24 protein-coding genes and 1 tRNA gene are annotated in these 24,350 nt (G+C 70.7%); 10 read left to right on the top strand and 15 right to left on the bottom strand.

The features are described 5' to 3' along the window. The first annotated feature begins 15 nt into the window (after window positions 1–15). The gene (locus ACFZDL_RS20785; protein WP_353587923.1) at window positions 16–459 is read left to right on the top strand and encodes a hypothetical protein; all 444 of its coding nucleotides are present in this window, start codon (window positions 16–18) and stop codon (window positions 457–459) included. 85 nt (window positions 460–544) lie between these two features. Here the strand turns inward: ACFZDL_RS20785 and ACFZDL_RS20780 are convergent, their stop codons facing one another. After that, window positions 545–760 carry a cold shock domain-containing protein gene (locus ACFZDL_RS20780; RefSeq protein ID WP_353587921.1) on the bottom strand — a complete coding sequence of 72 codons (216 nt, stop codon included), beginning with the start codon at window positions 758–760 and terminating at the stop codon, window positions 545–547. 10 nt (window positions 761–770) lie between these two features. After that, window positions 771–1,247: an SRPBCC domain-containing protein gene (locus ACFZDL_RS20775; protein WP_353587920.1), complete on the bottom strand. Its 477-nt coding sequence runs from the start codon at window positions 1,245–1,247 to the stop codon at window positions 771–773. A gap of 75 nt (window positions 1,248–1,322) precedes the next feature. Here ACFZDL_RS20775 and ACFZDL_RS20770 point away from each other — a divergent pair, with 75 nt between their 5' ends. Both ACFZDL_RS20770 and ACFZDL_RS20765 read left to right on the top strand, forming a co-directional pair. Continuing rightward, on the top strand, window positions 1,323–1,871 hold the full coding sequence (locus ACFZDL_RS20770) for a hypothetical protein (RefSeq protein ID WP_353587919.1): 549 nt from the start codon (window positions 1,323–1,325) through the stop codon (window positions 1,869–1,871). Window positions 1,872–2,036: 165 nt separating this feature from the next. After that, complete coding sequence (locus ACFZDL_RS20765; protein ID WP_353587918.1) at window positions 2,037–3,524, top strand: FG-GAP-like repeat-containing protein; 1,488 nt, start codon at window positions 2,037–2,039, stop codon at window positions 3,522–3,524. Window positions 3,525–3,707: 183 nt separating this feature from the next. Here the strand turns inward: ACFZDL_RS20765 and ACFZDL_RS20760 are convergent, their stop codons facing one another. Then, window positions 3,708–4,145 carry a nuclear transport factor 2 family protein gene (locus tag ACFZDL_RS20760; RefSeq protein WP_353587917.1) on the bottom strand — a complete coding sequence of 146 codons (438 nt, stop codon included), beginning with the start codon at window positions 4,143–4,145 and terminating at the stop codon, window positions 3,708–3,710. A gap of 361 nt (window positions 4,146–4,506) precedes the next feature. Here ACFZDL_RS20760 and ACFZDL_RS20755 point away from each other — a divergent pair, with 361 nt between their 5' ends. After that, a complete protein-coding gene (locus ACFZDL_RS20755; protein ID WP_353587916.1) occupies window positions 4,507–5,268 on the top strand; it encodes a ferritin-like domain-containing protein in 762 nt (253 codons plus the stop codon). Between the two features lie 204 nt (window positions 5,269–5,472). After that, on the top strand, window positions 5,473–6,780 hold the full coding sequence (locus tag ACFZDL_RS20750) for an MFS transporter (RefSeq protein ID WP_391191783.1): 1,308 nt from the start codon (window positions 5,473–5,475) through the stop codon (window positions 6,778–6,780). A gap of 174 nt (window positions 6,781–6,954) precedes the next feature. Here the strand turns inward: ACFZDL_RS20750 and ACFZDL_RS20745 are convergent. After that, window positions 6,955–7,027: transfer RNA gene (locus tag ACFZDL_RS20745), tRNA-Arg, on the bottom strand. A gap of 201 nt (window positions 7,028–7,228) precedes the next feature. Here ACFZDL_RS20745 and ACFZDL_RS20740 point away from each other — a divergent pair. Together ACFZDL_RS20740 and ACFZDL_RS20735 are read left to right on the top strand one after the other, a co-directional pair. Beyond that, entirely contained in the window at window positions 7,229–7,744 is a 516-nt protein-coding gene (locus tag ACFZDL_RS20740) for a SigE family RNA polymerase sigma factor (protein WP_353587914.1), read from the top strand. Continuing rightward, window positions 7,728–8,591 (top strand): hypothetical protein, encoded by an 864-nt coding sequence (locus ACFZDL_RS20735; protein ID WP_353587912.1) that lies wholly within the window; start codon window positions 7,728–7,730, stop codon window positions 8,589–8,591. Before ACFZDL_RS20740 ends, ACFZDL_RS20735 begins: the two co-directional genes overlap by 17 nt. On the opposite strand, the gene ACFZDL_RS20730 is transcribed toward ACFZDL_RS20735, so the two are convergent. The 10 genes from ACFZDL_RS20730 to ACFZDL_RS20685 all read right to left on the bottom strand — a co-directional run bounded on the left by ACFZDL_RS20730 (window position 8,581) and on the right by ACFZDL_RS20685 (window position 19,287). Continuing rightward, entirely contained in the window at window positions 8,581–10,371 is a 1,791-nt protein-coding gene (locus tag ACFZDL_RS20730; RefSeq protein WP_353587910.1) for an IucA/IucC family siderophore biosynthesis protein, read from the bottom strand. The genes ACFZDL_RS20735 and ACFZDL_RS20730 overlap by 11 nt on opposite strands. After that, window positions 10,368–11,003, bottom strand: a complete 636-nt coding sequence (locus ACFZDL_RS20725; RefSeq protein WP_353587908.1) for a GNAT family N-acetyltransferase — start codon at window positions 11,001–11,003, stop codon at window positions 10,368–10,370. Before ACFZDL_RS20725 ends, ACFZDL_RS20730 begins: the two co-directional genes overlap by 4 nt. Further along, window positions 11,000–12,331, bottom strand: coding sequence for a lysine N(6)-hydroxylase/L-ornithine N(5)-oxygenase family protein (locus ACFZDL_RS20720; RefSeq protein ID WP_353587906.1), 1,332 nt, complete (start codon window positions 12,329–12,331; stop codon window positions 11,000–11,002). The genes ACFZDL_RS20725 and ACFZDL_RS20720 overlap by 4 nt, the downstream gene beginning before the upstream one ends. Window positions 12,332–12,358: 27 nt before the next feature. Further along, entirely contained in the window at window positions 12,359–13,960 is a 1,602-nt protein-coding gene (locus ACFZDL_RS20715) for an aspartate aminotransferase family protein (RefSeq protein ID WP_353587904.1), read from the bottom strand. A gap of 227 nt (window positions 13,961–14,187) precedes the next feature. Continuing rightward, window positions 14,188–15,180 (bottom strand): siderophore-interacting protein, encoded by a 993-nt coding sequence (locus ACFZDL_RS20710; protein ID WP_353587903.1) that lies wholly within the window; start codon window positions 15,178–15,180, stop codon window positions 14,188–14,190. A 31-nt stretch (window positions 15,181–15,211) separates the two neighbouring features. Further along, a complete protein-coding gene (locus ACFZDL_RS20705; RefSeq protein WP_353587901.1) occupies window positions 15,212–16,246 on the bottom strand; it encodes an ABC transporter substrate-binding protein in 1,035 nt (344 codons plus the stop codon). Between the two features lie 149 nt (window positions 16,247–16,395). Continuing rightward, window positions 16,396–17,502 (bottom strand): 2Fe-2S iron-sulfur cluster-binding protein, encoded by a 1,107-nt coding sequence (locus tag ACFZDL_RS20700; RefSeq protein ID WP_391191857.1) that lies wholly within the window; start codon window positions 17,500–17,502, stop codon window positions 16,396–16,398. Window positions 17,503–17,624: 122 nt separating this feature from the next. Next, window positions 17,625–18,767: an aromatic ring-hydroxylating dioxygenase subunit alpha gene (locus ACFZDL_RS20695; protein ID WP_353587899.1), complete on the bottom strand. Its 1,143-nt coding sequence runs from the start codon at window positions 18,765–18,767 to the stop codon at window positions 17,625–17,627. Window positions 18,768–18,849: 82 nt separating this feature from the next. Next, window positions 18,850–19,128: a DUF4190 domain-containing protein gene (locus ACFZDL_RS20690; protein WP_353587898.1), complete on the bottom strand. Its 279-nt coding sequence runs from the start codon at window positions 19,126–19,128 to the stop codon at window positions 18,850–18,852. Between the two features lie 3 nt (window positions 19,129–19,131). Then, entirely contained in the window at window positions 19,132–19,287 is a 156-nt protein-coding gene (locus ACFZDL_RS20685; RefSeq protein WP_353587896.1) for a hypothetical protein, read from the bottom strand. Window positions 19,288–19,438: 151 nt separating this feature from the next. Between ACFZDL_RS20685 and ACFZDL_RS20680 the strand changes: the two genes are divergently transcribed. After that, on the top strand, window positions 19,439–20,188 hold the full coding sequence (locus ACFZDL_RS20680) for a TetR family transcriptional regulator (protein WP_353587894.1): 750 nt from the start codon (window positions 19,439–19,441) through the stop codon (window positions 20,186–20,188). Here ACFZDL_RS20680 and ACFZDL_RS20675 read toward each other — a convergent pair. Continuing rightward, a complete protein-coding gene (locus ACFZDL_RS20675; RefSeq protein WP_353587892.1) occupies window positions 20,154–21,479 on the bottom strand; it encodes a M6 family metalloprotease domain-containing protein in 1,326 nt (441 codons plus the stop codon). The two genes, ACFZDL_RS20680 and ACFZDL_RS20675, sit on opposite strands and share 35 nt — an antisense overlap. 385 nt (window positions 21,480–21,864) lie before the next feature. Here ACFZDL_RS20675 and ACFZDL_RS20670 point away from each other — a divergent pair, with 385 nt between their 5' ends. Beyond that, entirely contained in the window at window positions 21,865–22,512 is a 648-nt protein-coding gene (locus tag ACFZDL_RS20670) for a helix-turn-helix domain-containing protein (protein ID WP_353587890.1), read from the top strand. Window positions 22,513–22,767: 255 nt separating this feature from the next. Continuing rightward, complete coding sequence (locus ACFZDL_RS20665; protein WP_353587888.1) at window positions 22,768–24,276, top strand: MFS transporter; 1,509 nt, start codon at window positions 22,768–22,770, stop codon at window positions 24,274–24,276. Window positions 24,277–24,350: the final 74 nt, after the last annotated feature.

Raw genomic sequence — 24,350 nt, 5'->3', positions numbered from 1 at the left:
GGATAATCTGGCGACATGGTGGAGATCGAGACGTTCCTGAGGGACCCGGCCGGTGGGTTCGTGCGGGCGGAGGCCTGTCACACCCCGCCGCCGGACCTCGACTACATCGAGGGCGCCATCCGGTTGTCCGTGGATGGGCTGGAGCTGATCGGTCTCGGGGAATGGGACTACGTCGACCAGCTCTGGTGCTACATCGCCGAGATGGTGCCGCGGTTTTGCTCGACGGGTCACGCGGAGACCTATTTCCCGGACCAGCCGATCGGGCTGTCCTTTCAGAAAACGGGATCCCGCGTTTTGGTGACCGTCAAGAGCGGCGGAGAGGTCAGGAAGGCGAGCGCTTCGTCCGCCGATCTCCTGAACTCCCTCAAAGCGGCCGGGCTGAGCTTCTTCGAGAAGATGTCCGAGCTGGCCCCGGGCCATTCGTACGCCGAGGCGCGGCAGGAGCTGCTGTCGGTCTGAGCACGCGGCCGTGCCAGGGAACGATGGGTAGCCAGGGAAGGGCGGATAGTCAGGGAAGTGCGGGTGGTCAGGGGAGGGCGAGTAGTCAGGGAACGATGCGCACCGCCCGGTAGTCGTACCCGTCCTGCTCGAAGCCGGGCGCTTCCCATTCGAGGGAGACCCGCTGCCCCGCCGCCAGGGAACGGAACCCCTCCGTCTCGACGGCGCTGAAATGACCCCAGCAGCCGCCCGGGGTGTCGGGGCAGTCGAGCACGCCCCAGCCTTCCTCGTCGTGCCACTCGCGTACCGTCGCAGTCACCATGAGCGGGAGCCTACTCAAGCTCCGCCTCCTGTGCCTCGACGAGCCGGGCGAGGTTGGCCAGCGCCATCCGCGTACCGGTCTCGTTGTCGGCGGCGGGCACGGCGTCCGGAATCCCTTCGTGTACGACGAGGACATCGGTGCCGCCACCGTCCGCGTCGGCGAGGGTGGTCGTCATCGTCATCGTGGCGCGCAGCGCGGTATCCGCGGTCTCGAACGCGAACACCTCGACCACCTGCTCGTCCGGCACGAGCTTCGCGAAGTGGCCGTGGTAGGTGTCGGTGTGCGGAGCCGTCTTGCCGGTGCCGACCGGCTCGTCGTAGGTGAGCGAGATGCGGAACGCCCCGCCTTCGCGGGCGTCGAATGTGTGCACATGGCTGCTCATACCCGTCGGCACCCGCCATTTCGCGAGTGCGTCAGCGTCCACGAGCGCCCGGTAGACGGCCGTACGCGAGGCATTCACATGCTGGGAGACCCGAGTCGAGTGCATGGCGTCAACGTACCGCCGATGAGAGGTGAGAAGTAGGGTCGCCTCACCTGTCTGATCTCTTCCCGAGGCGGCCCCGTGAGCGACACGTACTCACCGATACCTGAACTCAATCTCCTCAAAGAGTTTGATGACGAATGCACGGACTTCTATTCGCCAGGTTTCGAACTGCGGGAGTACCACCAGGGATTCTGGCTGGAATCGGAGAACTCGGAGTTCGACGACCGAGTCATTCCCTTCGCCCAGGCCACCACCTCCGGTTCCCTTTACGCGCTGTGGCGGTCAGACGACCGGGAGGACCTTGCCACGCTTCCCGTCCTCTTCCTCGGCGACGAGGGGGATCTCTATGTCGTCGCGCACAATCTGCGGGATCTGTTCTGGGACCTCCTCGACGAAGAGCTCGACGGTGGCCCCGCCCCCACGCGCCAGACGTACCTCGACACCCGCCAGGCGTATCTCACCTGGCTGCGGCGGAACTTCGGGCCCACACCGCCCGCATTCGACCGGAGCCCCATGGAGGAGCACGGCTGGCGGTTCGTGGACTGGCTGCTGAGCGTGGGGGAAGAGGATGCCGCTGACGTCGTGACCGAGAATCTCGACCTTTTCGAGGTGCCGCGCCCCTCGTGAGGAGCGACGGTCGGACAGCGCCGCGATCGAACGGCGATGGGACCGAACGGCTGGTTACACAACAAGGACATCCAGGCGTACAACCGGAGACCTGCCTTCCGAGTCGGACTGTGTGGGGGCGCGGCGCGTGCCGTGATGAACTCGACCACGTTGAGAGGCAGTTGTATGTCCCGAGCAGGACGCAGGATCCGTACCGCACGGCTGGGCTCGCCCCTGGCCGCCGCGGTGCTGCTCGCCGGAGGGTTCAGCGCCTGGGCCCTCACCGGAGCCTCGGCCCAGGCCGCCCCCGCGTCGGTGGACGTCCAGGACGACTTCAACGGCGACGGCTACGCCGACCTCGTCATCGGGGCGCCGAACGCCACGGTGTCCGACAAGGCGAAGGCCGGCTACGTGGCCATCACCTACGGCTCGGCGAGCGGACTGTCCACCGCCAACAAGAAGATCGTGAGCCGGTCGACCAGCGGGATACCGGGCTCCGCGACCGCGGGCGAGCGCTTCGGGCTGAACTTCACCAAGGGCGACCTGGACGGCGACGGCTACGGCGACCTCGTGATCGCGGGCGGCGCCCAGGGCTCCGTCGTGCTGTGGGGCTCCCCCTCCGGGCTCACCGGCGGCACGAACCTCGCCGGGTACGGGCAGGCCCCGCAGGCGGGTGACTTCGACGGGGACGGCAAGACCGACCTCGCGCTGTTCGCCCACAGCACTGTCGCGGGCGACGACCCGCCGAGCGCCAAGGCCGCCCTGTGGAAGGGCCCGATCTCCCGGACCGGCACGCCCGCCGCCGTGCTCAACATCCTCGACAAGTCCGAGTGGTGGGGCTACGACGAGGACGACGCCTCCTGCGCCACGGGTGGCGGCTGCGAGGAGGACGGTGACTCGATCACCGGTCCCATCGTCAACGGCCACGTCGGCGACATCAACGGCGACGGCAAGGACGACATCGTCCAATGGATCTACACCGGTGACGGAACCTGGGGCAACCGGCTGCTGTACGGAAGCGCGTCGGGCTTCACCAGGTCCTGGGCCCCCGGCGACGGCACGAGCGAGGCCCCGGGCACCGGCGTGGGCGACGTGAACGGTGACGGCTACGACGACATCGTGGTCGGTGGCGACAGCCGGACCAGCGAGGTCCGCGTCGCCTACGGCTCGGCCTCCGGCCTGTCCGACGCGAACACCAAGTCCTTCGACCAGAGCCTGCCCGGCTTCTACGGCGCGGAGGAGGAGGGCGACGGCCTCGGTGCCGCCGTCTCCGTGGACGACGTCAACGGCGACGGCTACGCCGACATCGCCCTCGGTATCCCCGGCGAGGACTTCAGCGGCCTCACCGACGCCGGTTCGTTCGCCCTGGTGCCCGGCAGCGCCTCCGGCTTCACCGGTACCGGCAGCCAGGTCTTCCACCAGAACACCGACGGGGTGCCCGGAGTCGCCGAGACGGGCGACAAGTTCGGCGCCACCACCGCGCTCCTCGACGTCAACGGAGACGGCCACCGCGACATCGCCGTCGCCTCCACCGCCGAGAACGGCGACAACGGCGCGGTCTGGGTGCTGCGCGGCACGTCCACCGGTCTGACCACGAACTCCGCCCTCGCCTTCGGCCCGGACGACCTGTCCGCGCCCGCCACCAAGGCCCTGTTCGGGGACAGCCTGCGCTGACCGCCCGGGCGGAGTGACGTACGGCGGGAGTGACGTACGGGCGGAGTGACGTACGGGCCGTACGGCCGGCCTCACCCACGTGGCCCCTGGCTTCCCGCCAGGGGCCACGGCTCACGCTCCGCGTCACCCCCCTGAACAGCCCCGGTGAGCTTCGGAGACCGCGCTGCGTGCGCCGGGCGTGATTCACTCGACGGCGGCGGGTCGGTAGGCGTCACGGTCGGGGAAGAGAACCGCGGCCACGTGCTGGGTGTCGGCGTATTCGACGACGGAAACGATCTTGCCCTCGCGCACCGTGTAGATGCCGAGGCAGCGGTTGTCGTAGGTGCCGCCATAGACGGTCTTGGCCTTCGAGGTCCATTCGGCCACCACGCGGTCGCCCTCGGCGATCGTGCTGACCAGTTCGATGTCCAGGGTTCCGGGGACGAGGATCGGCCCCATGCCACCGAGGAAGTCGTTGATGATCTGGTCGCGGCCGTGCCACACCTTGGAAATGGGCAGGTTGCCCGGGTAGTGCCAGGTTGCGTCTGCGGCGAAGCTGTCATGGATGACATCGACGGCGCCGTCGCGTACGGCCTCGACGTAGCGGATGACGACGGCCCTGGGATCGGCTGTGGTGGTCATGGTCTTGCTCCTTCGGTCGTACGTGTGTCCGGTCGTTCCGGCGTGGTTCAGGAGAGGGTGAGGACGGCCCTGCCGTGGATGCGGCGGCCGACCGCACCGCCAGGCCTTCCGGTGGGGTGGCTTCCGGGACCATCTGACCGCGTGGTGTGGCGACGCGGCCAACAACCAAGCCGCTTGACGGACAACGCATGGTTGTCGCATCGGGTCGGCGGCACGGACGGCGGGCCGCCGATGAGCTGAACACCAGCCCTCGTGTGAACTGGTGAAGCTCGCGGCGTCGGGCAGTAGGGGAACGGTTTGCTGTTCGTCCGCGTCGTCCCTCTTCGGGGCACGGTGGCTGTGCCCGGGGAGGGGAGACCGGGTGCATACGGGCGGCTTCGCCAAGTGGACACGGCGGTTCGAGGACGAGTGCGAGCGCAGGCGCGCCCAGGGTGACCCGGACTGGGGGCAAGGCGCGACGCTGCATCCGGCGGTGTGGGCCGGCATCCAGCGCTTCCAGGTCGGCGAGGACGGTGACGGCGCCAACCTCGTCGGCAAAGCGGACAAGGCCGGCGACGGCGACTACGCGCAGGCAGTCCGGCTCTTTGTCGCCGAGGAGCAGAACCACGCCCGTCTCCTCGCCCGGCTGCTGGCCGCAGGCGGTGTACCGACGCTGACCGGCCACTGGAGCGACACGGTCTTCGTCCGGCTGCGGCGTCTCATGGGCCTGCGCATGGAACTGCTGGTGCTGATGATCGCGGAAGTGGTGGCACTGCGTTATTACCGGGCCCTGCGCGATGGCGCAGGCGACTCGCTCGCTTCGGATGTGGCGGGGCGGATCCTCTCCGACGAGCAGCGCCACGTCCCGTTCCACTGCGAGCGGCTGCACGCCTCCCTGGCGGAGCTGCCACGCGCGACGCGTCGCCCGGTCATGGCTCTATGGCAGCTCGTTCTCCTCGCGGTCTCCCTGGTCGTCGCCGTCGACCACGGTCCGGCGCTGCGACGGCTCGACATCGGACGCCTGCGATTCGTGGCTGATGTCGCGGCCTCGTCCGGCGCGGTCGTCTCCGCGGTGCTGTCGCCCACCTCACCGGGCGCGAGAGGTGAACGAGGCCGCCTTTCGCGTCGGACCGCCGAGGGCTAGGGTCTCGGTGGAGCGAGTCAGCCACGAGGAGCCAAGCCATGGTCGGTGTTCCGAGCGCGCGTTGACGTTGTAGGCCGTGACCGGCCCGTCATCGCGTGCTGCCCCTGAAGTTGCGGCACAGCGAGCCTTTCCCTGCCTGAACCGCCGGTGCACCTTTCATGTGCTCGGCGGCGGGCCTCGTTGTCGGCAACACAAGGGATTCCCGTGCCGTCCGCTTCCTCCGCTGCATCCGATTCCGGTCGACCTGTTCCGCCAAGCCTGTGGCGGGACGCCGACTTCCGCAGACTCTGGATGGGCCAGACAGCCTCCCAACTCGGCGAACACGCAAGCCTGGTGGTGCTGCCGCTCTTCGCCGTCCTGACGCTCAACGCCGGCGCCGGCCAGCTGGGCGTCCTGCGCGCGGTGGGACAGGCGCCGATCCTGCTCCTCTCGCTCTTCGTCGGCGCGTGGGTGGACCGATGGCGGTCCCGCACGACGATGGTGCTCACCGACGCCGGCCGGGCCCTGGCCCTGGGCGCCGCCGCCATGGCCGGCCTCTTCGGCTGGCTCGGCCTGCCCGGCCTGCTCGCGCTCGCCTTCGCCGTCGGGGCCCTGTCCGTGTTCTTCGACGTGGCGTACCAGGTGTCTCTCGTACGACTGGTGGATCGAGACCAACTGGTCCCAGGCAACAGCGCGCTCGAGGGCAGCCGGTCCGCGGCGCAGATCGGCGGCCCCGCTCTCGGCGGTGCGCTGGTGTCCCTGCTGTCGGCGCCGATCGCTGCCGCCTCCAGCGCGCTGTTCTTCGCGCTGTCGTTCCTGTCGATCCGGCGTATCCGCCGAGCCGAATCGATCCCGGAGCGCCCGGAACACGCCCCTCGGGTCTGGCGGCGGATTCATGAGGGCCTGCGTTTCGTCGCCGGCGATACCGCCCTGAGGACCGTGTGCCTGGCCTCGGCCGCCTTTCAGTTCTCCTTCGCGGCCATGATGACCGTCTATCTGCTCTTCCTGCCACGAGAACTGCACCTGTCCGGCACCGTCATAGGGCTGGCCCTCGCGGCGACGGGGCCGGGCGCGCTCCTGGGCTCCCTGCTGGCCGCCCGCCTGCCGAGCCGCTTCGGTTATGGCACGGTCCTCGTGTGCGCGGCGGCACTCGGCGACGGCGTGTTCCTGTGCGTACCCGCCCTCCACGGCTCCTCCGCGACAACGGTTCCCGCCCTCCTCGCGGTCAGCTTCCTGTTCGGGCTCGGCTGCCAGTTGGTGAATGTCACGGTCATGGCCGTCCGGCAGGCCGTCACTCCGGCCGGGATGCAGGGCCGCACGGCCGCGACGATCACGTTCGTCGGCATGGGGCTGTCCCCGCTCGGTTCTCTGACCGGCGGATGTCTCGCGGAGGACTGGGGTCTGCGCACCGGCCTGCTGGTGACGGCCGCAGGCATGATGCTGTCCCCAGTGATCATGACGTTGTCCCCCCTCGCCCGCCTGGGCCGGAAGCTCCCGGCCTCACACGACGCGCCGCCGACGGCCGTCCACTGATCTCAGGACCACTGACGAGGTGGCGCGCATGACCGCAGACCAAGCGCTGAGTGTGCTGCATGAGCGGCATGACGGGCCCTGAGCGGTTCCTGCCAACGGCGGCCGTGCCCCATCGCCGAAACGACAAAGGGCCAGTCCGGGAGGATCACCCTCCTCAGCTGGCCCTTTCTTCTGTGCCCCCGGCAGGATTCGAACCTGCGACACCCGCTTTAGGAGAGCGGTGCTCTATCCCCTGAGCTACGGAGGCGCGACGCTCTGCTCGCGCAGCGTGCACCGGCGTCAGTGTAGCGGTTGCGCTGGAGGCGGCGCAGGGCGCTGAGGGGTGGGGGTGCTGGTTGACCGCCGGTTGGCGGATTCTGGGCTTGAGGCAACCCTGTCCCGGTGTCATGGCGTTCACCATGTGTGAAAGACACGGTTCGGACAGGGGCGCCATGGCGAGGACACGACAGTGACGGGCGCGACGCCCGGCTTCGAGGAGTTCGTCGCCGCGCGCGGGCCTCGGCTGCTGAGGGTGGCCTGGCTGCTTACGGGGGATGCGCACCTGGCCGAGGATCTGCTGCAGACCGTGCTGGCCAAGGTGTGGCCGAAGTGGCGGCGGATCGCGGGGGAGAATCCGGAGGCGTACGTCCGGAAGGCGCTGGTCAATACGCATGCCTCGTGGTGGCGGCGGCGCTGGCGTGGGGAGGTGCCGCACGACGAGGTGCCGGATACGCGGGCCGTGCCGGATCCGTTCGAGGGGGTGGATCTGGAGCAGTCGCTGGCGGCGGTGGTGCGGGGGCTGCCGGTGCGGCAGCGGGCGGTGGTGGTGCTGCGCTATTTCGAGGACCTGAGTGTGGAGGACACCGCCGAGGTGCTGGGCTGCTCCACCGGCACGGTCAAGAGTCAGGCGTCCAAGGCGTTGCGCACCCTGCACGGGCTGCTGCCCGCCGCCGAGATGGTGGAGGGTGGTGAGCGCCGTGGGTGAGCCGGTTCCTGGGCGGGATGTTTCTGGCGGCGGTGGTGGCGGCGGTGGTGGATGCGGTGGGGAGGGCGGCGAGAGCGCTGAGGCCCGCTGTGAGGCGGAGCTGCGGGCGTTGCTGGAGCGGGGTGTGCCCCGGCTGGCCGCTCCCGCGCAGCGGATGCGGCGGGTGCGGCGGCTGGTGGTGCGGCGACGGCGGCGGCGGGTGGCCGGGGTGGTCGGGGCCGCCGGGGTGGCCGGGGGAGTGGTGGCCGCTGTGGCGCTGGTCGTGCTGGGGCAGGTGTCGGCCACGGGGTCCGGGGGCCCCGGCGCGACGTATCAGGTGCCGGCCGCCTCGCCCACCGCCGACGGTGTCCTCTTTCGCTATTCCGGGCTGGATGGGCTGACCGTCCGGCTGCCGAGCGGCTGGAGTGGCCGGGACACCGGGGGCGCGGGCGGCGCGGGGGCGGTGGGGCCGGCAGGGGACCGGCCGGCGGCGGTGGGGCTGGCGGGGGACCAGCCGGCGGCGGTGGACAAGGATCGGTGTACGGACATCCGGCGCTACTGTCTGGCGCCGGATGAGCTGCGGCGCGGGGAGGGGCTGCTGGTCCTGCGGCTGGGGCGGAAGAACCCCCTGGGGGCCACCGGCCAGCGGGCGAGGCTGATGGACACGCCGCCGGGGGATTCCTGCCGCCTCGCGGGCGGTACCCGCGAGCTGGTGGGCTGGCGTGCGGCCGGGGACTCCCGGCCGCACGAGCTGATCACCGCCTCCGTCTGTCTCAACCGGCCGACCGCCGTCACGGTGGGGCAGGTCCGGTCCATACTCGGTTCCGCCGTCTTCCGAGGCGGTGAGGCCACACCTCCTACCCCCTGAACCGCGCGATGGGGTTCTCCAGCGTCCCGATCAGCTGGAGCGCCCCGGCCGGGTCCTGCAGGTCGAGCATCTGCTGGTTGTTCCGCAGCTGCAGGCGGTTCAGGCAGGACAGCGCGAATTCGGGCGCGAACATGTCGTACCGCTCGAACTTCTCCGCCAGCTCCGGCACCGATGCCTGGTAGTCCGAGACGCAGTCCGCCACCGTCCGCCAGAAGGTCTCCTCCTCCAGGAGGCCCTCGGTGACGAGGATGCCGCTCAGGAAGCGCAGGAAGCAGTCGAAGACATCGGTGAAGACCGACAGCAGCTTCTTGTCCTCAGGGACCTCCACCCGGATCCGCGTGACGGCCGGCGGAAGGACGGCGTCCGGGTCCATGACGGCGATCTCCTCGGCGATGTCCTTGAAGATCGCCCGCCGCACCGCGCCGTCCTCGATCACGAGGATGACGTTCTCGCCGTGCGGCATGAAGACCAGGTCGTAGGCGTAGAAGCAGTGCAGCACCGGCCTCAGGTACGCGTCGAGGTAGCGGCGCAGCCAGCGTGCCGGGGGCAGGCCGGACTCCTCGACGAGGGCGCTGACGAAGGAGCCGCCGTCGGGGTCGGTGTGGAGGAGGGAGGCCATGGTGACGAGCCGCTGGCCGGGTTCGAGGGTGGGGACGGGGCTCTCGCGCCAGAGCGCGGCGAGCATTTTGCGGTACGGGGAGTACTTGTCGGTGGCGCGCTCGTACTGCCGGTGGTGGTAGCCGATGGCGGCGCGCTCGCGGATGATCGAGAAGCGGGCGGCACGGAGGAGGTCGTCGCCCGCGATCAGGCCCGCGAGCCAGTCGTTGATGGCGGGGGTGGCCTCCATGTAGGCGGCGGACAGGCCGCGCATGAAGCCCATGTTGAGGACGGACAGGGCCGTTTTCACATAGTGCTTGGCCGGGTCGTCGGTGTTGAAGAAGGTACGGATCGACTGCTGCGCGAGGTACGCGTCGTCGCCGGTGCCCAGGCACACCAGGCGCTGCTGGGCGACCTCGGCGGCGAAGGTGACCGACAGCTTGTTCCACCACTGCCAGGGGTGGACGGGGATGAGGCGGTAGTCGGCCAGGTCGAGGCCGAGGCCGGCCAAGGTGTCGGCGAAGCGGGTCAGGGTGGCCTCGCCCAGCTCGCCGCCGATCAGCCCGTCGTAGTCGAGGTCGGAGGAGGAGGTGAAGGTGGCGTGGTCGCGGTGGGCGGCAAGCCAGATCAGCTGGACCGGGCTCGCGGTCTCGGGGGCGTACGAGAGGTATTCGTGGACGCCGAAGCCCAGGCGGCCGTTGTTGGCGACGAAGCAGGGGTGGCCCTCGGTCATGCCGGTCTCGACCGTCTGGAAGTCGGACTTGGCGAGCTCGGCGGCGCCGGCCGGCTCGCCGCTGAGCTTGTACGCGGTGCCGGAGAGGGTGGAGCTGATCTCCTCCAGGTAGACGGGGAGGATCTGGTCGCCGAGCCCCAGCCGACCGCGCAGCTCCAGGAAGAAGTCGAGCGCGTCGAGCGGCAGCTCGGAGCCGTCGCGGGTGTCGTGGCGGCTGATGGAGTCCGCGTCGACCATCCAGTGGTCCAGGGCCAGCAGGCGGGCCGCGAAGCGGTAGGTCACCGAGCCGTCGTCGCTGGTGACGGCGTAGCGGCCGGGGTCGTCGGGCAAGGGCTCGGGGGCCAGCAGGCGCTCGTGGGAGAACTCGGCGAGCGCCTTGCGCACGAGGAGGCGGCCCGCACGCTCCCAGAGGGCGGGGGTGAGGTGGGCGACGGCGTCGCGGGGGCTCATCGCAGTCCTCCTTGGACGGGCTGGTCTGACTCTTCGGGTCCGGTCGCTTCGGGGCCGGTCGCCTCGGGTACGGTCGCCGTCGCGGCACTGAATTGATCCCGGGTACAGAAGCTCAGATACGCCTCCTTCTCCGGTTTTTTCACCGTCCCCGCGATCTCGAAGCCGACGGCCGCGTTGAGCCGGTGCACCGCCGTGTTGCGGACGTCGGGCTCGACCACGACGCGCCGGGTCGCCGGGTCGGCGAAGAGGAACCCCATGACGGTGGTGATCACCGCGCGGGTGAACCCGTGCACCGGGGTGTCGGCCGGCGCGCACAGGAAGTGCATGCCGACGTCGCCTTCCTGGGCGGGGTAGAGGCCCGCCAGCTCCACCCGGGCCGGGTCGTAGCGCTCGGTGAGGAAGGCGGGGCGGTCCTCGTGCAGACCGATGAAGGCGTCGTGGTGCGGATGCTCGGCGATCTTCCGGTACTCGAAGGCGACCTGCGCCACATCGGCGTCCTGCATCAGCCAGAAGGACGCCTTGGGGTGGGTGACCCAGTGGTGCAGCAGTTCGGCGTCGGCGGCCGGGTCGAGGGGGCGTACGGAGAAGCGGCCGAGCGCGGCGTCGTGGTGGGTGAACAGGGCCGTGGTCATCGAAGCGATCCCTCAGGGGCCGCGAACTCCTGGAAGGCGATGGTCTTCTCGACGGCGTAGTGCTCGCGGCCCAGCAGCCCGCGGATGATGCACGAGTTGCGGTAGGCGGCCATCCCGAGGTCGGGGGTGACGAAGCCGTGGGTGTGCAGTTCGGCGTTCTGTACGTAGATCTCCCGCCCGGCGGTGGCGGTGTTGATGCTGTAGTCGCGGGCGACCGCGAAGCGCCCGGCCCCGTCCCAGGCGATGCGGTCCCGGACGGGCGCCAGGAACTCCGGCACCTGGTAGCGGTAGCCGGTGGCCAGGATCAGGCCCTGGGTGGTGAGGGTGAAGTCCTGGCCCTGCTCCTCCTGGCGCAGCCCCAGGGTGTACGAGCCGGCCGAAGCGTCGTACGAGGCCTCTTGCAGCGCGGTGTTGGTCATCAGCCGGGTCGGGCACGGACCTCTTCGGTTCTTGATGTAGAGCAGATCGAAGATGGCGTTGATGAGATCGGAGTTGATCCCCTTGTAGAGGTTCTTCTGCGTGGTGTTCAGCCGTTCGCGGGTGTGCGCGGGCAGCCCGTGGAAGTAGTCCACGTACTCCGGGGAGGTCATCTCCAGCGTGAGCTTGGTGTACTCGAGCGGGAAGAAGCGGGGCGAGCGGGTGATCCAGTCGAGCCGGTAGCCGTGTGTGTCGATGTCCTGCAGCAGGTCGTGGTAGATCTCGGCGGCGCTCTGGCCGCTGCCCACGACGGTGATGCTCTCCTTCGCCTGGAGGGCTTCCTTGTGCTCCAGGTAGCGGGAGTTGTGGATCAGGTCGCCGCCGAGGCCACGGCAGGCCTCGGGGACGTACGGCGGCGTCCCGGTGCCCAGCACCAGCCGCCCGGCCCGCCAGGTGCGGCGCTCGCCGGTCGCGGTCTCGGTGGTGTGGACGACGTACCGGCCCTCGGCCTCGTCGTACTCGACGGAGGTGACCTCCTGGCCGAAGCGGACCGAGCCGAGCCGGGCGGCCACCCAGCGGCAGTAGTCGTTGAACTCCTCCCGCAGCGGATAGAAGCTCTCGCGGATGTAGAAGGAGTACAGCCGGCCGTTCTCCTTCAGGTAGTTGAGGAAGGAGTACGGGGAGGTGGGGTCGGCGAGGGTGACCAGGTCAGACATGAACGGCGTCTGCAGTGTGCTGCCTTCGAGGAACATCCCCGAGTGCCAGTCGAAGTCCGGCTTGCGCTCCAGGAACACCCCGTTCAGCTCGTCGATCGGGTCGGTGAGCGCGGCGAGGCCGAGGTTGAAGGGGCCCAGGCCGATGGCGATGAAGTCGTGGGAGTCGTGTGATGCGTGGGAAGACACGGTGGACACGTGGGTCTCCGGCGGGGTGGAAGGCGGTCAGCTGGCCCGGGCCCGGCTGAACTCCGGTTCGGCGGCGTCGAGGGAGGACAGGTAGCGGTCGGCGTGGCCGGCGATCAGGTCGAGGACGTGGGCGATGTCGCCGATCGAGGTCTCCGGGTTGAGCAGCGTGAACTTGAGGTAGTGCGCCCCGTCCACGACCGTTCCGGCCACCACGGCCTCGCCGGAGGCGGCCAGCGCCTCGCGCGCGTGCAGATTCGCCCGGTCCAGCGGCCCGGGGTCCAGCAGTGCGGGGTCGAGCCGCGCGGCGGACGGCCCCCCGGTGTAGCGGAAGACCAGCGTGCTCAGCTGTGGGCGGGTGACCACCTCGTACCGCGGATCGGCGTCCAGCAGCCGCCAGGCCTCGGCCGCCCGGTCCACCACCTCGTCGAACAGCTCCCCGACGGCGTCCGCGCCCATGACGCGCAGCGTCAGCCACAGCTTGAGCGCGTCGAAGCGCCGCGTGGTCTGCAGGGACTTGTCCACCTGGTTGGGGATCAGCCGCTCCGCGCTGTGCGCCGGGTTGAGGTAGTCGGCGTGGTACGTGGCGTGGCTGAGCGTCGTACGGTCGCGCACCAGGACCGCGCTGGAGCTGACCGGCTGGAAGAAGGACTTGTGGTAGTCGACGGTGACCGAGTCGGCGCGCTCGATGCCGTCGAGGAGGTGCCGGCGGCGCGAGGAGACCAGCAGGCCGCAGCCGTACGCCGCGTCGACGTGCAGCCAGGCCCCGGCCCGCGCGCACAGGTCGGCGATCTCGGGCAGCGGGTCGATGGAGCCGAAGTCGGTGGTCCCGGCGGTGGCCACGACCGCCATGACGACCAGGCCCTCGCGGCGGCAGCGGTCGAGCTCGCGGGCGAGCGCGACGGTGCGCATCCGCCGGTCCTGGTCACAGGGCACGGCGATGACCGCCTCGTAGCCGAGCCCGAGGACGGCGGCCGCCTTGGCGATGGAGAAGTGGCTCGCCTGGGAGGCGAGGATGCGCAGCCGGGGCAGGATCTGCGGTTTGCCGAGCGGCGCCCCGGCCGCCGCCGTCTCCTTCTCCACCAGCTTGCAGGCCTCGTCGCGGGCGAGCAGCATCGCGTGCAGATTGGACTGCGTCCCGCCGCTGGTGAAGACGCCGTCCGCGGCGTCGCCGAGCCCGAGGCGCGCCGCCGTCCAGTCGATCAGGCGCCGTTCGATCAGGGTGCCGCCGGCGCTCTGGTCCCAGGTGTCCAGCGAGGAGTTGACGGCGGAGAGGACCGCCTCGCCGAGCAGCGCGGGGATGACCACGGGGCAGTTGAGATGGGCCAGGTAGCGGGGGTGGTGGAAGTAGACGGCGTCCTTGAGATAGACGCGTTCGAGCTCGTCGAGGGCGGCGGCCGGGTCGCCCAGCGGCCGCTCCAGGTCGATCCCGGAGATCTCGGGGGCGAGTTCGGCCGGGGTCACGCCGGTGAACGGGCGGGTGGTGCGGGCGACGGTGGAGGCCACCAGGCCGACGCCGTCGGACACGGACCGCCGGTAGCGGTCCGCCGTACGGTCGTTGAAGAGGTGGGCCCTGCCATCCGCCGCCCCGGGTATCGGCCCTGACGACGGGTCCTCAGCGGGGTGCGCGAGGAGACTCACGGTCTGTCCCTCCTGGGTTGGGCTGCTTGCGGGCATGGGTGTGCCCTGGACACGGCATGGGTGTGCCCTGGACGGGGGTGCGGGCGTGCTGACGTGCTGGTGTGCGGGGTGATGAGCGGTACGGGGCGCTGGGTGCGGGGTGCCGGGTGTGTGCGGGGTGCGCGGCGCTGGGCGTGTACGGGGTGCCGGGTGGGTTCGGGGTGTCGTGTACGGGTGTTCCGCGCTGGTCAGTCGTCGTCCGACGCCGGGCCGGTGCCGCTCACGGCCTCCTCGACGAGCTGGTCGTCGGTCGCGCCCAGCCGCCAGTAGCCGGTGAAGGTGACCGCCTTGCGGTCGTAGCCGCGCTCGCGTACGAGGTGGCGGCGCAGCGCGCGGACCGTACCGGCCTCGCCCGCGATCCAGGCGTACGGCACGCCCTCGGGCAGCGCCGCGTCGCGTACGCCGTCCAGGAGGAGGGCCGAGCGCGGGTCGGCGGGGTCGGCGCCGTCGCGGACCAGCCAGACGATCTCGGCGTCCGCCTCGGTGGGCAGTTCCCGCAGGTCCTCCGCGTGCTGGACCTCGATCCAGACCCTGGCCCCGATGCCGGCCGGCAGCCAGTCGAGGATCCCGGCGACGGCGGGCAGCGCGGTCTCGTCGGCGGCGATGAGGACCCAGTCGGTGCCCGGCGGCGGGCGGAAGTCGACGCCGCCGTTGTCGGGGGCGACCGGGCCGAGGAGCATGGCGCGGTCCCCGGGCCGGGCGCGCGCGGCCCAGCGGGAGGCCGGGCCGCCCGCTGTGGCGGCACCGGCCGCGTCGGCGCCGTGCAGCGCGAAGTCCACGTCGACCTCCTCGGGTTCGCGCCGCTGCTCGCGCACGGTGTACGAGCGCATGACGGCGCGTACGGCGGGGTCCATGGCCCGCCACACCGGGAACCACTCCGCGCCCGCCTCGACCGGCACGACGGGGGCCTCCTGGTGGGGGTGCGGCAGGAACAGCTTGAAGCGCTGGTCGCGGCCGCCGGAGGCGAAGTCCTTCAGGGCCTCGCCGCCGAAGGTGATCCGCACCATGGACGGCCCGAGGGCCTGGGTGCGGACGACCCGTACGTCGAAGAAGCGGAACGGGACGGCGGCCGGGGCCGGGGCGGGGGCCGGGGCGGGGGCCGGGGTCTCGGCCGGTTCGGCGGAGGTGCGGGGGGTGGAGAGGGGGGAGGTGGCGGTGCGGGGGGTGGCGGCGGTGGTCATGAGAGCGGTCTCTTCCCTTCGCTTGCCTGAGTCAGCTGACCTTCTTCGCGTCCTGGATGGCCTTGGTGAGGGCCTCGACATGCGGTGCGGCACCCGCGTACGAGAAGCGCGGCTCGCTGCTCCAGGGGACGATCTGGCCGGCCTTGACGGCGGGGAGCTTGGACCACGTCGGCTTGGCGGTCAGGTCCTTGGGCTGCAAGGTGGCGGTGCGGTTGTCGAGGAACAGCAGATCGGCACCGTATTTGTCGGCGTTCTCCCAGCTCAGGCTCTCGAAGTAGCCGCCCTTGTCCGTCTTCTCCGGGACGACGAAGTCGACGCCGAGCTCGCGGAAGTAGATCAGGTCGGCGTTGACCGCCGGGTTGGAGACATAGAAGAGGTCGGCGCTGGCGGAGCAGGCCATGACCTTGACCTTCTTCGACTTGACGGTCTTGCGCAGCGTCTCGGCGGCGGCCTCGAAGCGGGCCTTGGCGTCGGTGACCTTCTTGGCCTTCAGGTCGGCGCCGAGGGCGGCGGCGAGTTCGGCGTAGCGCTTGATGGGCTCGATCATGGAGACCCGGCCGGTGGCGAGGGCGGCGCTGGGGGCCAGGGCGAGGATCTTGTCCTTGGAATCGTCCGGGATGTAGAACAGGGCGCCCGGGTCGTACATGTTGGTGATCAGCAGCTGCGGGTTGAGCGAGGCGTACTTCTCGAGGTTGAACTGGCCCCAGGCGTTGCCGAGGACGGTCACCTTGTCGACGTCGAGGTCTCCGGCCTGCACGTCCGGCTCGCCGTTCTTCAGCTTGGTCGGGCCGAAGACGCCGACGATCTGGTCGTCGATGCCGAAGTCGTGCAGCGCGGCCGCCGCGCCGATGTACGCGACGACGCGCTCGGGGCGGCCGCCGAGGTCGATCTTCTTCTTGCGGTCGTCGGTGAACGACCAGGCCCCGCCGCCGCTTTTGCCCTCGTCGCCCGAGGACCCCGAGCCGTCTTTGCTCCCGCACGCGGTGACGAGGGCGCCGATTCCGGCGAGGCCGCCGGCGGCCAGCAGTCCGCGGCGGGAGAGGGGGAGGGCGCTGGGGTGGGGCATGGGGTGCCTTCTCTCGATGCGTACGGGGGCAGCCACGGACATCGCCCGAGGTCATAGTTAGGTTAGCCTAACCAACCTTGATGTCCAGTGGGCAGGGCCCGGAGGCGGTACGCATCACAGGCGGCGGACCGGAGGCCGTCAGCGGTTCTTCAGAGGTCGAGGACGAGACGGCGGCCGCGGCAGCGCGAGACGCAGATCATCATCGTTTCGCCCAACTCCCGCTCCTCATCGGTGAGTACGGAGTCCCGGTGCTCCACCTCGCCCTCGACGACCTCGGTCTCACATGTCCCGCACGTCCCTTCCCCGCACGAGTACAGAACCGAAACGCCCGCCGCCTCGACCGCCCGCAGCACGCTGCGCTCCGGCGGCACGGTCAGGGTCAGCCCGGAGCGGGCGAGGACCAACTCGAAGGATTCGGCGTCAGTTCGGGGGCGGTCCGCGGTCACCGGCTCCGTGACGTCCGTACGGGGCTGGAAGCGCTCGGTGCGCAGCGAACCTGAGGGCCAGGCGCGGCAGCGCTCCTCGACCGCTTGCAGCAGCGGCTCGGGGCCACAGCAGTAGACGAGCGTGTCCGGGGCGGGTGCGGCGAGGAAGGACGCGAGGTCGGGCAGGCCGGACTCGTCCTGGGGGACGAGCCGCACCTTCGGCCCGTAGCGGTCGGCGAGTTGGCCGGCGAAGGCCATCGAGGCGCGGGTCCGCCCTCCGTACAGCAGCGTCCAGTCGGCCCCCGCCGCCTCGGCCGCGGCTGTCATCGGGACCAGTGGTGTGATCCCGATGCCGCCCGCGATGAAGAGGTAGCGGGCGGCGGGGCGCAGCGGGAAGCGGTTGCGCGGGCCGCGCACTTGGACGGCGGCGCCCTCGGTGAGGGCGTCGTGGACGTACGCGGAGCCGCCGCGTCCGTCGGGGGCGCGGTGCACGGCGATCTGCCAGCGGGCGCGGTCGGCGGGGTCGCCGCACAGCGAGTACTGGCGGGTCAGGGACTCGCCGAGGAGCAGGTCGAGATGCGCGCCGGGCCGCCAGGCGGGCAACTCGCGGCCGGCGGGGTGGCGGAGGGTGAGGAGGACGACGTCCGACGCGGCGTCGGCTCTGTCCGTGACGACGAGGGTGTCGGTGAACTCGCCCGCCGGGCCTGCCGATGCCCGCGAGGGGACGGTGGTGGGGCGGGCATCGGCGGGGCGGGTGTCGGCGGGATGGGCGTGTCCTGTGGGGTGGCCGTGGACCGCGGGGTGTTCGTGGCCCGTGGGGTGGGCCAGCATCCACTCCCACAGCTCCACCGGGTCCTCCGCCGAGCGTTCGGCGCCGCAGTGGCAGACGCCGTGCAGAAGGTCGGTGCCCGGCAGCCAGTCGATCCGGTAGACCTCGGCGGTCGGCGGCCCGCTCATCGCCCGCTCACCGAGGCGGGCCCAGCGGGGGCTGCGGGCCGGCCGGTGTCCGGGGCGGCCGGGGCGGCTGGGGCGGCTGGGGCGGCTGGGGCGGCCGGGCGCTCGTGCGCGCCCTCGGCGGCGAGGCGGGCGAGGATACGGCGCGCGGCGAGGCCGCCGGTGTCGATGTTGATGCTGAGCTCCTGGTAGTCCTCGGGCTCGGTGTCCAGTGCCCGCTGCAGCAGGTTCAGCGCGTCGACGTCCTGCATGACCACGGTGCGGTTGAAGTCGTGGAGGAAGGTGGTGACCTCCTCGTCGTCCTGCGCGAAGTCCCGTGAGACGGCCCAGAAGTCGTACACCGCGCGCTCCGTGGACGGTGTGATCGCGTACGTGATCTCGACGTGGAAGGCGTCGGGGTCCGCGCCGTCAGGCCTCGGCAGCACGCCGACCGGGGCGATGCGGCTGTGCAGCAGATACAGGCAGGGGGCGTGGTATTCGATGTCCTGCCAGCGGGTGATGCGGCCTTCGATGCCGGTGGAGCGGGAGTAGAAGGGCGGGCACTCCGCGTCGTCCATGTGCCGGCTCACCCGCACCACGCCCGCGCCCTCGTCGACGGTGGTGGTGATGGGGGTCTCGGCGACCTCGGGGGTGCCGATGTAGCCGCCGTGCAGATATGTCTCATGGGACAGGTCCAGGAGGTTGTCCACGAGCAGCCCGTAGTCCGCGTCGATCGGCTCCATGCCGCCGACGGTCGTCCAGCGCGGGTCGGCCAGCCACGGGGCGCGCGGTATGGCGGCGGGGTCGGCGAGTTTCGGGTCGCCGATCCACACCCACACCAGGGAGTCCTGCTCCACGACCGGGTACGAGGCGACCCGGGCGGTGCGCGGGACGCGTTTCTGGCCGGGGACGAAGACGCAGGTGCCGGTGGTGTCGTAGGTGAAGCCGTGGTAGCCGCAGACGACCCGGTCACCGTCGAGCCGGCTGGCCGACAGCGGGTAGCGGCGGTGGACGCAGCGGTCGTGGAGGGCGACGACCGTGCCGTCCGACTCGCTGCGGTAGAAGGCGATGGGTTCGCCCAGGATGGTGCGCCCGAGCAGTTCGCGGCCGATTTCACGGCCATAGGCGGCGACGTACCACTGGTTCCGTGCGAATGCGGTCATGACATCAGCGTGGTGACGTGCGTCACGTACGGGCAACGGCCCTTCCGCTCAGTGGAAGGGCCGTTGGGCGCGTGGGGGAGCGTCAGCCGAACTGCCAGAAGACCGAGTTGTCCAGCGTCACCAAGGTGATCAGCAGCACGACATCGGCGACCCCGAGGGCGAGGCCGAGCAGGGCGCGGCCGCGGCGCTGGGTCTGCCGGGCGATCGCCAGGGTGCCCAGGACGATCGCGCACGGTCCGAAGACGGCGTTGAAGAGCAACAGTCCGATCAGGCCGAGGACGAATGAGGCCACGGCCATGCCGTCGGCGTCCCGGCGCCGCGCGGCCGACGCCGTGTTGGTGGTGGGTGCGGTCAGTGCCATGGGTCAGCCCTCCTTGTGGCCGGTGCGTTCGCGGACGAAGAAGATCAGCAGCCAGGTGGCGATGGCGGCGGACGCGGCGAGGAAGACCGGGAGCGGGGTGTGGGCCGCCGCTCCCAGGAGGATCCCCATCAGTGCGAGAGCCGCGACGATGAAGAGCATGTGTGCCTCTCTCGGGAGCCGGTTCAAGGGTGCGGATGGCGTACGTCGGATGCAGCTTCGGTGAACACTTGGGATGACAACTGTTCACTGACTTCAGGGTACCCCCGTACGACGCTGGAAAAAGTCGGCGAACGATTGTTTACTGAATGACATGAGTCACACCCTCGGGGTACGGCAGGCCCAGAAGCAGCGGACCCGGCGGGCGCTCCTGGACGCGGGGCTGCGGCTGCTGGAGGACCAGAGCCTCAGCAGCCTGGGCCTGCGCGAGGTGACGCGCGTGGTGGGGGTGGCTCCAGCCGCCTTCTACCGGCACTTCCGCGATATGAGCGACCTCGGCGTGGCGCTCGTGGAGGAGTCCCTGGGCAGCCTGCACGGGGTGGTCCGGGTGATCCTCGCCGAGCGGGACGGGGACGAGGAGCTGATCGACGCCACCGTCGAGGCCGTCGCCGAGCTGGTGCGCCGCTATCCGGCGCACATCCGCTTCATCGCGCGCGAGCGCCACGGCGGCGTACGGCCCGTACGGGAGGCGATAGCCGCCGAGCTGGGCCGTTTCGCCGATGAGGTCGCGGAGGCGTTCGCCCCCCAGCTCACGGCGGAGGGCTGGTCCGCCCAGGACGTCCGGATGCTTGCCGAGCTGTATGTGGACCACATGGTGATGACCGCCACGGCGTTCCTGGAGGCCCAGCCCGGCGTTGGGCCCGACGCTCGGCCCGGCGTTGGGCCCGAGGCTCGGCCCGGCGTTGGGCCCGAGGCTCGGCCCGGCGTTGGGCCCGAGGCTCGGCCGGGGGAGCCGGTCGCCGAAGGGTCCGGCGACTCCGAGGCCGTACGGCGGGTGGCGGCGACCGCCCGCAGACAGCTGCTGCTGATCAGCCTCGGCCGCCGCCACTGGCGTACCGGGTGATCTCCACGCGGTAGTCCCCCCGGGAGTCGCGCCCGGTGACCCGGACCCGGACGCCGGTGCCCAGCGCGCCGCCGGTGAAGGTCTTGCCGGGGGTGAAGGCCGCGTCGCTCAGCCCGGGGTGCACATTGCGCTCGTCCGTGCAGCCGCCGCTGCCCGGGGTGCTGTCCACGACGGTGATCGGTCCCCGGCCGGAGTCGAGGCGGGTGTCCACCCAGGAGACCAGGACTCCGGCCTTGCAGACCGCTTCGTCGTTGCCCTCGTCGGTGCGCGCCTCCACGGCGTATCCGGCGTACTTCGAGACCGGGATGAAGATCAGCTTGGTTCCGCCCCGCCGGCCGAGCGGGCTCAGGGCCCGCCGTGTGATGCCGGGGCGGGCGATGCACCGGACCTGCCCCGCGCCGAGCCACCCGAGCTTCCACTTGTGCCAGGCCATCAGGTCGTTTCCGGTGCCCCAGTCCTCGGACATCACGTCCCAGTGGCCCGCGCTGTCCCCGCCGTGTCGGGTGTAGAGGTCGGGGAGCCCGAAGACATGGCCGTTCTCGTGCGGGAGCACGCGGTAGCCGGTCTGCGCGAGCGTGCCGGAGCCGTCGTCCTGGCGGCTGTAGACGAAGGAGACGTTGGCCAGGGGTACGCCGTCGGCGACCGGGGCGTGCTGGTTGTCGGCGTAGGTGACGGACAGCACGGCGCGTGCGGCGGGCGGTCCGGCGTTCGGGGTGACCAGGACGTTGACCAGGTCGTAGCGGCTGAAGTCGACGCGCGGGTCGGCGGCCTTGACGATGTCCGCGATCAGCTTGCGGTAGCCCGGCTCGAAGGGGCTGCCGCGTTTGATGCCATAGCTGCGGAAGGAGTGGGGCATCCGCAGCCAGCGGTTGATCGGGGTCATGGGCCGGTACTTCAGCCGGCCGTACGAGCTGCGCTTGAACCACCGCGAGGTCTGCGGGAAGAACTCCGCGAAGCGTTTGCGGGCGGTGCCCTGGCCCTTGACGTCCGGGAAGTCGATCATGAGGGTGAGGGCCTTGACCGTCCCGGTGCTGCGGACATAGCCGTGTCCGGTCGGCAGTCCCTCGGTCATCTGCAGCCCCTCGGCGGGGGCCAGGGCGCAGGGTGCCAGCGCGGCGCCGTACGCCGGATTGGCCGACAGGGCCGGGGCGCGTACGGGAGGGGCGGGGGCGGAGGGCGGGTCGGGGACCGCCGCCGGGGTGGCGGCCGCGGCCAGTGTGAGCACGGCCGCCGCGGCGAACGCGCTGCCTCGGCGGGGCCTGCGTATTCGGTGGCGCACGCGGTGGCGCATGCGGTGGGGTATTCGGTGGCGCGCCCGATGGGGGGCTCGGCGTCGCGCTCGACGGCGGGTCGGCTCGCCCGAGCGCTTCAGGGTCGGCTCGCCCCCCGAGCGCTTCAGGGTCGGCTCGCCCGAGTGTTTGCGGGGCGTCTCGCGTGAGTGCTTCATGGCGAGTCCACCGTGTGGCGGCGCCCGTCCGGGCGCCTGTGGGGTGCGGCCGGGCGGGGGAAAAGGCTGCTCCGTCCGGGCGGCTCGGCTGCCGGACAGGTGTGATGCAGGTCACTTCGGCTCGTGAAATTTCCGGGGACCGCCTCCCCGTTTAACTGGATGTACGAAACGGGGACCGACTCCCCGGAAATGTTGAACGCCGAATCTTCGTGCCGGAAGGAGTGCCGCCGTGGGTACCGCCATCACCCAGCAGCCCGCGCGGCCCAGGCTGCGCGCCGACGCCCTGCGCAACAGGGAGCGGATCGTCGCGGCGGCCCGGGAGGTGCTCGTCGAGCATGGGGCCGAGATCTCGCTCGATGAAATCGCTCGACGGGCGGGGGTCGGCAATGCCACCCTTTACCGGCACTTCGCGGACCGCGGCGAGCTCGTCCGCTACGTCACCGTCTCGGTGATGGAGCGCATCGCCGACCAGGCGGAAGCCGCCTTGGCGGAGGAGCCCGACGCCTTCGCGGCGCTGCGTCGCTTTGTGCACGCGGCGGCCGAGGAGCGCGTCGGCGCCCTGTGCCCGCTGCTTTCCGACGGCATCGACAAGGAGCACCCTGACCACATTGCCGCGCAGACGCGCCTGGAGGGCGCCATAGGCGCCCTGATGGCCGCCGCGCGCGACTCCGGCCGGCTGCGCGCCGACATCGACGTCGGTGATCTGATGGTCGCCCTGACTCAGCTCACCAGGCCGCTGCCCGGCGGCGCCTGTGTGAACTTCGACCTCTTCGTGCACCGGCACCTGCAGCTGTTCCTGGACGGGCTGGCTGCCCCGGCGCGCTCCGTACTCTCCGGCTCCGCCGCCACCTTGGAGGATCTCAAGCGTCGTCCGTGACACACATCACGCGTCGTCCGGTGACCTGGACCGATTAGTTCCCGTTCGTTCGCCGGTCAGTCTTCTCGTCGTCAGTAAACGGCTCGTAGCCAGTAACGACCCGTAGCGCCGCCGTGCGATGTCACGTGCCGGTGTGTCGCACGTCGTTGTTGTGTCAGTCCGTTGCGCTATTAGTTACTCGGTTCCTTACGTAAGTCCCTTACGCCCGTCAGACGTCCCGTTTTTCACTCTCCGCACCGCTAGGTAGGCCCACCCATGCCTGAAACGGCACAGCTCGTCGATCCCCGGCGCTGGAAAGCGCTGATATTCATCGCCCTCGCCCAGCTGATGGTCGTGCTCGACGCGACCATCGTGAACATCGCGCTGCCCTCCGCCCAGGACGCCCTGGACATCTCCGACGGCAACAAGCAGTGGGTCATCACGGCCTACGCGCTGGCCTTTGGAGGTCTGCTGCTCTTCGGCGGACGCCTCGCCGACCTGTGGGGTCGTAAGCAGACCTTCATCGTCGGCCTGATCGGCTTCGCGGCCGCCTCGGCGCTGGGCGGCGCCGCGCTCAACTCGCCCATGCTGATGGGCGCCCGCGCGCTGCAGGGCATCTTCGGCGCGCTGCTCGCCCCGTCGGCGCTGTCGCTGCTGGCGGTGACGTTCACCGACGCCAAGGAGCGCGCCAAGGCGTTCGGCATCTTCGGCGCCATCGCGGGTGGTGGCGGTGCCGTCGGTCTGATCCTCGGCGGTGTGCTGACCGAGTACATGAACTGGCGCTGGACGTTCTTCGTCAACATCCCGTTCGCCGTCGTCGCCGCGGTCGGCGCGATCTCCGTGATCCGCGAGCCCGCCGAGAGCCGTAACCCCGCCAAGCTCGACATCCCCGGTGTGCTGCTGGCCACGCTGGGCCTGGTCTCGCTGGTCTACGGCTTCACCCGCGCCGAGAGCGACGGCTGGACCGCGGGCATGACCGTGGGCCTGTTCGTCGCGGCCGTCGTGCTGCTGGCCGCCTTCGCGGTCGTCGAGTCCCGGGTCAAGGCGCCGCTGCTGCCGCTGCGCGTCGTCACCGACCGCAACCGCGGTGGCGTCTACCTGGCGCTGGGCCTGGCGATCATCGGCATGTTCGGTCTGTTCCTGTTCCTCACCTACTACATGCAGATGGTGAAGGGGTACAGCCCGGTCAAGAGCGGTCTGTCCTTCCTGCCGATGATCGTCGGCATGATCACCGGCTCGACGCAGATCGGCACCCGGCTGATGACCCGGGTCCCGGCCCGGATGCTGATGGGCCCGGGCTTCCTGGTCGCCGCGGTCGGCATGCTGCTGCTGACCCAGATCGACCTGGACACCTCGTACCCGCTCCTGATCCTGCCCGCGTTCCTGCTGCTGGGCCTCGGTATGGGTACGGCGTTCATGCCGGCGATGAGCCTGTCCACGTTCGGCGTCCAGCCGCGTGACGCGGGTGTCGCCTCCGCGATGGTCAACACCTCGCAGCAGGTCGGCGGCGCGATCGGCACCGCGCTCCTCAACACCATCGCCACCAGCGCGGGGGAGAAGTACGGCAAGGCGCACGCCGCCACGGCGTCCTCGCCCGACCTGCTGCGGCTGCAGTCGCAGGTGCACGGCTACACCACCGCCATCTGGTGGGCGGTCGGCATTCTGGTGGTCGCCGCGGCGATCGCCGTGACCTTCATCACCGCCGGGCGGCAGGACGGCGGCTCCGCGGCCACCGGCTCCGGCGAGGGCGCGGCCGAGGACGCGATCCCGGTCATGGCGCACTGATGCGGGTTCGGCCGTAGCCGTACGACGTGGAAAGCCCCGCTCCGGGAGGAGCGGGGCTTTCCGCTGTTCTCGGC

It is taken from the genome of Streptomyces sp. NPDC007917, from assembly GCF_042959105.1.
Taxonomy (GTDB): domain Bacteria; phylum Actinomycetota; class Actinomycetes; order Streptomycetales; family Streptomycetaceae; genus Streptomyces.
Note: the sequence above shows the minus strand (reverse complement) of the source record. Positions and strands in the feature narration are given on the sequence as shown.

Bases quoted from the DNA above. Each gene is read 5' to 3' on its own strand.
- ACFZDL_RS20705 (WP_353587901.1), bottom strand. From the start codon at position 16,246: ATGCCCCACCCCAGCGCCCTCCCCCTCTCCCGCCGCGGACTGCTGGCC.
- ACFZDL_RS20775 (WP_353587920.1), bottom strand. From the start codon at position 1,247: ATGCACTCGACTCGGGTCTCCCAGCATGTGAATGCCTCGCGTACGGCC.
- ACFZDL_RS20785 (WP_353587923.1), top strand. From the start codon at position 16: ATGGTGGAGATCGAGACGTTCCTGAGGGACCCGGCCGGTGGGTTCGTG.
- ACFZDL_RS20725 (WP_353587908.1), bottom strand. From the start codon at position 11,003: ATGACCACGGCCCTGTTCACCCACCACGACGCCGCGCTCGGCCGCTTC.
- ACFZDL_RS20765 (WP_353587918.1), top strand. From the start codon at position 2,037: ATGTCCCGAGCAGGACGCAGGATCCGTACCGCACGGCTGGGCTCGCCC.
- ACFZDL_RS20695 (WP_353587899.1), bottom strand. From the start codon at position 18,767: ATGACCGCATTCGCACGGAACCAGTGGTACGTCGCCGCCTATGGCCGT.
- ACFZDL_RS20675 (WP_353587892.1), bottom strand. From the start codon at position 21,479: ATGCGCCACCGCGTGCGCCACCGAATACGCAGGCCCCGCCGAGGCAGC.
- ACFZDL_RS20700 (WP_391191857.1), bottom strand. From the start codon at position 17,502: ATGCTGGCCCACCCCACGGGCCACGAACACCCCGCGGTCCACGGCCAC.
- ACFZDL_RS20685 (WP_353587896.1), bottom strand. From the start codon at position 19,287: ATGCTCTTCATCGTCGCGGCTCTCGCACTGATGGGGATCCTCCTGGGA.
- ACFZDL_RS20780 (WP_353587921.1), bottom strand. From the start codon at position 760: ATGGTGACTGCGACGGTACGCGAGTGGCACGACGAGGAAGGCTGGGGC.
- ACFZDL_RS20690 (WP_353587898.1), bottom strand. From the start codon at position 19,128: ATGGCACTGACCGCACCCACCACCAACACGGCGTCGGCCGCGCGGCGC.
- ACFZDL_RS20680 (WP_353587894.1), top strand. From the start codon at position 19,439: ATGAGTCACACCCTCGGGGTACGGCAGGCCCAGAAGCAGCGGACCCGG.
- ACFZDL_RS20730 (WP_353587910.1), bottom strand. From the start codon at position 10,371: ATGAGCCCCCGCGACGCCGTCGCCCACCTCACCCCCGCCCTCTGGGAG.
- ACFZDL_RS20665 (WP_353587888.1), top strand. From the start codon at position 22,768: ATGCCTGAAACGGCACAGCTCGTCGATCCCCGGCGCTGGAAAGCGCTG.
- ACFZDL_RS20760 (WP_353587917.1), bottom strand. From the start codon at position 4,145: ATGACCACCACAGCCGATCCCAGGGCCGTCGTCATCCGCTACGTCGAG.
- ACFZDL_RS20710 (WP_353587903.1), bottom strand. From the start codon at position 15,180: ATGACCACCGCCGCCACCCCCCGCACCGCCACCTCCCCCCTCTCCACC.